6 protein-coding genes and 1 pseudogene are annotated in these 7221 nt (G+C 43.8%); 6 read left to right on the plus strand and 1 reads right to left on the minus strand.

Annotated elements, in window-relative coordinates; translation table 11 throughout:
• From R7R24_RS22075 to R7R24_RS22090, 4 genes and pseudogenes are all read left to right on the plus strand, one after another.
• Positions 1-71, plus strand: a pseudogene (locus R7R24_RS22075) (elongation factor Tu); the annotation flags it as partial.
• A gap of 331 nt (positions 72-402) precedes the next feature.
• Positions 403-591: a (2Fe-2S)-binding protein gene (locus R7R24_RS22080; protein WP_005381360.1), complete on the plus strand. Its 189-nt coding sequence runs from the start codon at positions 403-405 to the stop codon at positions 589-591.
• Positions 592-684: 93 nt separating this feature from the next.
• Positions 685-1161 carry a bacterioferritin gene (bfr, locus tag R7R24_RS22085; RefSeq protein ID WP_005381359.1) on the plus strand — a complete coding sequence of 159 codons (477 nt, stop codon included), beginning with the start codon at positions 685-687 and terminating at the stop codon, positions 1159-1161.
• A gap of 206 nt (positions 1162-1367) precedes the next feature.
• Positions 1368-2645, plus strand: a complete 1278-nt coding sequence (locus R7R24_RS22090; protein WP_005381358.1) for a malic enzyme-like NAD(P)-binding protein — start codon at positions 1368-1370, stop codon at positions 2643-2645.
• Positions 2646-2758: 113 nt separating this feature from the next.
• On the opposite strand, the gene metJ is transcribed toward R7R24_RS22090, so the two are convergent.
• Positions 2759-3079, minus strand: coding sequence for a met regulon transcriptional regulator MetJ (gene metJ / locus R7R24_RS22095; protein WP_005381353.1), 321 nt, complete (start codon positions 3077-3079; stop codon positions 2759-2761).
• Between the two features lie 225 nt (positions 3080-3304).
• Here metJ and R7R24_RS22100 point away from each other — a divergent pair, with 225 nt between their 5' ends.
• Positions 3305-4465: an O-succinylhomoserine (thiol)-lyase gene (locus R7R24_RS22100; protein WP_054579553.1), complete on the plus strand. Its 1161-nt coding sequence runs from the start codon at positions 3305-3307 to the stop codon at positions 4463-4465.
• A gap of 15 nt (positions 4466-4480) precedes the next feature.
• Complete coding sequence (locus R7R24_RS22105) at positions 4481-6889, plus strand: bifunctional aspartate kinase/homoserine dehydrogenase II (protein WP_017633523.1); 2409 nt, start codon at positions 4481-4483, stop codon at positions 6887-6889.
• The last annotated feature ends 332 nt before the right edge of the window (positions 6890-7221 follow it).

Below are 7221 nucleotides of genomic sequence, written 5' to 3' on the forward strand. Positions count from 1 at the left end.
GTCTACGTTTCGCGATCCGTGAAGGTGGCCGTACAGTAGGTGCTGGTGTTGTTGCTAAGATCTTCGACTAATTCATAACGAATTAAACGAAATCTTGCACTGTTCTTCTTTTTGAAGAAAGCGCATCGAAAAGGGAAGCTTAGGCTTCCCTTTTTCATTTCTAGATTACATTTAGTTATAAGTGTTGAAATAAAAGACGTCACTTTTTCGATTTAAAAACAGAGTTTTACCGGCTTTATTTCTTAACGCTTTTACTCACCCCTCTTAACCCTTTGATCTTTTCCTGCAGCGGTAAAATCTTTATAACCAAATATTCTGAGCGGACACCATAATGCGACTGGTAACAAGAACTATTCTTGTTTATATTGTTTGTCACAGATTAGTTTTATAGGTTTTTTGAGTATGTACGTTTGTCTTTGCCATGGTGTCTCCGACAAAAAAATTAGGAAGTTGGCGATAGATGAAGGCGTAACAGATATTAAAGGAATCAAAAAGTGCACGGCATTGGGCAGCCAATGTGGTAAGTGCATCAGACAGGCCAAGGAAATTTTAGCGGAAACTAGTTACACGGAATTTAAACAAGCCAGCTAATTGCTGTAAGTATGCAGTAATTATTTGCCTTACATTTTGACACCTTCTCATTTGCTTCTACATTTAAATGAAGCCAAAGAGGAGGGTTTTGTCATGAAAGGCGATCCAATCATCATTCAACATCTCAATAAAGTGCTCGGTAACGAGCTCGTCGCTATTAATCAGTATTTTCTTCACGCCCGAATGTATAAAGACTGGGGCTTAAAGCACCTAGCAGACAAGGAATATCACGAATCTATCGATGAGATGAAGCATGCCGATCATCTAATTGAGCGTATTTTGTTCCTTGAAGGCCTACCGAACCTACAAGATTTAGGTAAGTTGATGATTGGTGAAGATACCAAGGAAATGCTCGAGTGTGACTTAAAGCTTGAAATGGCGGCTATTCCAGATTTAAAAGATGCGATTGCCTACGCTGAAGACATTCGAGATTATGTGTCTCGAGATCTCTTCCAAGATATTCTTGAAGATGAAGAAGAACATGTTGATTGGCTAGAGACGCAACTTGGCTTGATTGAAATGTCTGGTATTGAGAATTATCTCCAAGCGCAATACGTGGACGAAGAGTAACGATACTTTCTGAGTTTGCATACTCCAATAATAGTAAGAAGAAAGAGCACCTGACTCGAAAATCAGGTGCTTAACCCCGTTATCTGGTCTAATCTCTTTTATTATCGGCTTTTTAAGGATATTGCTCGCAATCTTGCCTATGAAGTTTGATTTCTATCCGATAGAATTTATGCCCCCTTACCTAAAAATAAAAAAGAGAAACGTCCATGTCTGAAGACAACCACCAAGCAGCCACTCCAGAAGAAGAACATCGCCAAAAAGCATTGGATTACCATGCTTATCCAACTCCAGGAAAGATTGCTGTCGAACTTACAAAGCCTGCGGAAACGGCGGGTGATCTTGCCCTTGCTTACAGCCCTGGTGTTGCAGAGCCAGTGCGTGAAATCGCACAAAACCCGGATAACGTGTACAAGTACACTGCAAAAGGGAACATGGTTGCTGTTATTTCTAACGGTACCGCTATTCTAGGTCTAGGTAACCTAGGTCCACTTGCATCTAAGCCAGTGATGGAAGGTAAAGCGTTACTGTTTAAGCGTTTCGCAGGTCTTGACTCTATTGATATTGAAGTTAAGCACCGCACGATCGATGAATTTGTGGATACTGTTGCGAGCATTGCAGACACTTTTGGCGGTATCAACCTTGAAGATATTAAAGCACCAGACTGTTTTGAGATTGAAAAGCGTCTGATTGAGCGTTGTGATGTACCAGTATTCCACGATGATCAACATGGTACTGCTATTGTAACGGCAGCGGGTATGCTGAATGCAATCGAACTTCAAGGTAAGAAACTTGAAGATTCAACAATTGTTTGTCTTGGCGCTGGCGCTGCCGCTGTAGCGTGTATGGAGCTTCTGATCAAATGCGGTGCAATGCGCGAAAAAATCTACATGCTAGATCGCAAAGGTGTGATTCACACTCGTCGTGATGACCTTAATGAATATAAGCAGTTATTTGCGAACAATACAGATAAGCGCACACTAGAAGACGTAATTGAAGGTGCAGATCTGTTCCTAGGTGTATCTGGTCCAAACCTGTTGCCAGCGGAAGCGTTGAAGTTGATGGCTGATAAGCCAATCGTATTCGCATGTTCTAACCCGGATCCTGAAATCAAGCCGGAACTTGCTCACGCAGTTCGTGATGACTTGATCATGGGTACTGGCCGTAGTGATTATCCTAACCAAGTTAACAACGTATTGTGTTTCCCATTCATTTTCCGTGGTGCTCTTGATGTGCGTGCAAGTGAAATCAATGATGAAATGAAACTTGCAGCCGTTGAGGCGATTCGCGAGCTAGCAAAAGAGCCTGTACCTGAAGCCGTATTGAAGGCTGCCGGTGTTGATAAGCTAGAGTTTGGTGCGGACTATATTATTCCAAAACCAATGGATTCACGTTTGCTACCACGTGTTGCAAAAGCGGTTGCTCAGGCGGCGGTTAATTCAGGTGTAGCTCGTATCGAGATGCCTGAAAACTACATGGCAGAGTAATATATCTTTCAGATGTGATACACAAAAAATGGGACGCTATTGCGTCCCATTTTTTATGTCATCCATTTGGCTCGAGGCAAGAGTTATTACCTGAAACCTTTTATCAGGCTTTTTTATTCTTCGTCGAATGACTCAAATTCGATGCCCATTTCCGTCATCAGCGCTTTTACTTCTGTTGGAATATCATCAGGACGGTCTTTACGAAGGTCTTCATCTGTCGGAAGTGGCTGACCTGTGTACGCGTGCAAAAATGCCTCGCATAGCAATTCGCTATTGGTTGCATGGCGTAAGTTATTGATCTGACGGCGAGTACGCTCATCAGTTAGCACCTTTAAAACTTTTAGCGGGATAGAGACGGTAATTTTTTTTACTTGTTCGCTTTTTTTGCCGTGCTCTGCATATGGGCTAATGTATTCGCCATTCCAGTCAGCCATTGCACACCTTCATTTATGTAATCGGTTAAAAATAATTTAGGTGCTGATTTTAGCTGCATTTACCGCCATAAGCAAAGACATATAGACGTCTAGAAGTGTTGACGTCTCATTTTTTGACGAGTAAAGTGAACATAACAGCAAAGGAAGCGTGTTGATCACTTTATGTTACTCATTAGATATAGCGCATTCCTATTTAGAAGTCATTACCCGTGAAAGGATACACCCATGAGCACTCGCAAACTTGCGACCATTGCAGTACGCACTGGTATTGAATCAGACAGCCAATATCATGCTGTCGTTCCACCTATTTATCTTTCCACTAACTATGGTTTTCCTGCTTTTGGTGAAGTGCCCAAGTATGATTACACACGATCTGGTAATCCAAACCGCGGACTGTTGGAAAGTGCGCTATCTGAACTTGAGTCTGGAAAAGGAGCGGTTGTTACTAACTGCGGTACGTCGGCATTAAATTTATGGGTTTCCGCTTTTCTCGGCCCAGATGATCTCATTATTGCTCCTCACGATTGTTATGGCGGCACCTATCGTCTTTTTAATACCCGAGCTAGCAAAGGCGATTTTAAGGTTCAGTTTGTCGATCAATCAGACGAACAGGCTTTAGATGCTGCATTGGCACAAAAACCAAAACTCATTTTGCTAGAAACTCCGTCAAACCCTCTGGTTCGCGTAGTGGATATTGCAGCTACTTGTGAAAAAGCGAAACAAATCGGCGCGTTAGTTGCGGTGGACAATACCTTTTTGACACCCGTGTACCAAAAACCTTTAGAGCTAGGTGCGGATTTTGTTATCCACTCCACAACAAAGTACATCAACGGTCATTCGGACGTAATTGGTGGAGTAATCATCACCAACACAGAGGCGCATGCAGAAGAGCTTGCATGGTGGGGCAATTGTATTGGTGCAACGGGCACACCTTTCGATAGTTATATGACGCTGCGAGGTATTCGTACGCTTGGTGCTCGTATGCGAGTACATGAGGAGAGCTCACAGCAGGTACTGGCTTACCTACAGAAACAAGCGTTAGTTAAAACTATCTATCATCCAAGCCTGCCGGAACATCCAGGTCATGACATCGCTAAAAAGCAGCAAACGGGCTTTGGCTCTATGTTGAGTTTTGAGTTTGCTGGTTCGTTTGAACAGTTAAAGGTGTTTGTGAAAGAGCTCCAACTGTTTTCATTAGCAGAGTCATTAGGTGGTGTAGAAAGTTTGATTTGCCACCCAGCATCCATGACGCACCGTGCAATGGGTGAGGAGGCGCTGGCGGAGGCTGGGGTCTCTCATCAACTATTGCGTTTGTCTGTCGGTTTGGAAGATGCACAAGACCTCATCACAGATTTAGAACAAGCGTTCGCTAAAGCTACCCAGTAATAGGAGACGATAACAATGACTGTACAACGTCAGCTGCATAAGTTTGGTGGCAGTAGCTTAGCAAACCCAGAATGCTACTTACGCGTTGTGGGTATTCTCAAGGAGTATTCGACAGAAAATGATCTGGTGGTCGTCTCTGCTGCAGGAAAAACCACTAACCGCTTGATTGAGTTTTTGGAAGGGTTAAATAAAGATGGCCGAATTGCGCATGAGGCGCTTCAAAGCTTAAGACAGTTTCAAACTGAGCTAATAGAAAGCTTGTTGGAGAGTGAAGCAAAAGAAGAGCTGTTAGCTTTATTACATGATGAGTTCAGTACTCTCTCGGAGCTGACTGCACCACTCACTAATGCGCAAAAAGCCGCGGTACTGGGGCACGGAGAAGTATGGTCTGCTCGCCTATTGGCCGCGTTATTATCTCAACGTTCTATCCCTGCGGTTGCACAAGATGCACGAGCGTTTTTACGTGCAGAAGCGGGAACTCAACCAGAGGTTGATCGCGCTCGTTCATACCCTTTAATTAAAGAGATCCTCGCGCAGCATAACCATAAACGTGTGGTAATTACTGGCTTTATGGCTCAGAACGAGGCAGGAGAAACCATTCTACTTGGTCGTAACGGCTCTGACTATTCTGCAACGGTCATAGGCGCGCTTGCTGAAGTCAGTACTGTCACGATTTGGAGTGATGTTGCTGGTGTCTATAGTGCCGATCCACGTTTGGTGTCTGACGCTTGTTTATTACCGTTACTTCGATTGGATGAAGCCAGTGAACTTGCTCGCTTAGCTGCCCCAGTGCTACACAGTCGTACGCTTCAGCCTGTGGCGCAAAGTACCATGGACCTTAATCTCAAGTGTAGCTATCTGCCAGAGTCGGGTTCTACTCGTATTGAGCGTGTATTGGCATCTGGTCGTGGCGCTAAAATTATTACTTCACTGGATGATGTTTTATTGGTGCAGTTGTCTTTCATGCATGGGCACGACTTCGAAAAAACACAGAGTGATGTATTACAAGCGTTGCAGCGCGCGCAATTAGAGCCACTGGCATTTGAAGCTCAATCCGATCAGCATACGCTACGCTTGGCTTACACCGCAGAAATCGCCGGTGGTGCATTGAAACACTTGCAAGAGCTTGCGGTAGAGGCAGAAATTAAGCTAAAAGAAGGTTACTCGCTCTTAGCTGCGGTAGGTGCAGGCGTTACGAAAAACGCCAATCATTGCTTTGGCTTTTATCAGAAGCTAAAGCACTCTCCGGTAGAATTTATCTCTGAAACAGACTCAGGACTGAGCCTAGTCGCTGTTTTGCGCCGTACTGATACCGAGGCGTTGGTTCAAACGATTCATAGCCAGTTGTTCCAAGCGCAAAAACGCGTGGCAGTGGCTTTATGTGGCAAGGGTAATATTGGTTCTAGTTGGTTAAATTTATTTGCGACGCAAAAAAGTGAGCTCGAAAAACGTCATGGTATGAGCTTTGATCTTGTCGCGGTTGTGGATAGCCAAACCTATTGGTTCGATGAGCAAGGTATTGAGGCGGCGAGTGTTGCTGAACGATTTGATGATGAAAGCATAGCAAACAATGGGGATTGGCTGGCACGTTTGGGAGCACTTAAAAGCTATGATGAAGCCGTCGTGCTTGATGTTACCGCGAGTAAAGAGTTAGCTCAGCGCTACGTAGAAATCGCACAGCAAGGCATTCATTTGATTTCCGCTAACAAAGTGGCCGGTTCCGCAGATAGTCAGTACTACCATCAGGTTCAAGATGCATTCGCTAAAATTGGTCGTCATTGGCTATACAACGCAACGGTTGGTGCCGGGTTACCGATAAACCATACCGTGCGAGATCTTCGTGAAAGTGGGGATGAAATCGTCGCTCTATCGGGGATTTTCTCGGGGACGTTATCATGGCTGTTCCAACAGTTTGATGGTTCTGTGCCATTTAATGATTTAGTCGATCTTGCTTGGCAGCAAGGGTTAACCGAACCTGACCCTCGTTCTGATTTAGATGGCTCCGATGTAATGCGTAAGTTAGTCATCTTGGCTCGAGAATCGGGCCTAGATATAGAACCAGACAGCGTTAAAGTTGAGTCTTTGGTGCCAGAAGAATTAAGAGAACTGAGCTTAGATGATTTCTTCGATAATGGAGCGTTGTTGAGTGAAATACTTCAAGAGCGTCTGACAAAAGCACAGAGAAACGATCAAGTGCTTCGCTATGTGGCGCGTTTAGAAAAAAATGGTAAAGCAACGGTGGGAGTCGAAGCGTTGTCTCGTGAGCACGCGCTCGCCAACTTATTGCCATGCGATAACATTTTTGCCATAGAGAGCAAGTGGTACAAAGATAACCCTCTGGTCATTCGAGGACCAGGCGCAGGCAGAGAAGTGACAGCCGGCGCTATTCAATCCGACCTCAACCGATTGGCTGGTTTATTTTAAAGTTGCGATTGACCTAAAAACCCTGGATTTAATCCAGGGTTTTTTATTCCCCTATCAGTGCCATACTGAAGTCATAACCCGTGCAAAATGGCGAGATGATGCTCAAGTAGAAACTTGAACTATCTTCATTATTAACTTGAGAAAAATTCATAATTACAAGGTTGACATTAAATCGTATTCAATACATTCTGTAGACATATAGACATATAGACATATAGACATATAGACATATAGACATATAGACATATAGACATATAGACATATAGACATATAGACATATAGACATATAGACATATAGACATATAGACATATAGACATATAGACATATAGAC

Source organism: Vibrio sp. 704 (genome assembly GCF_033339295.1).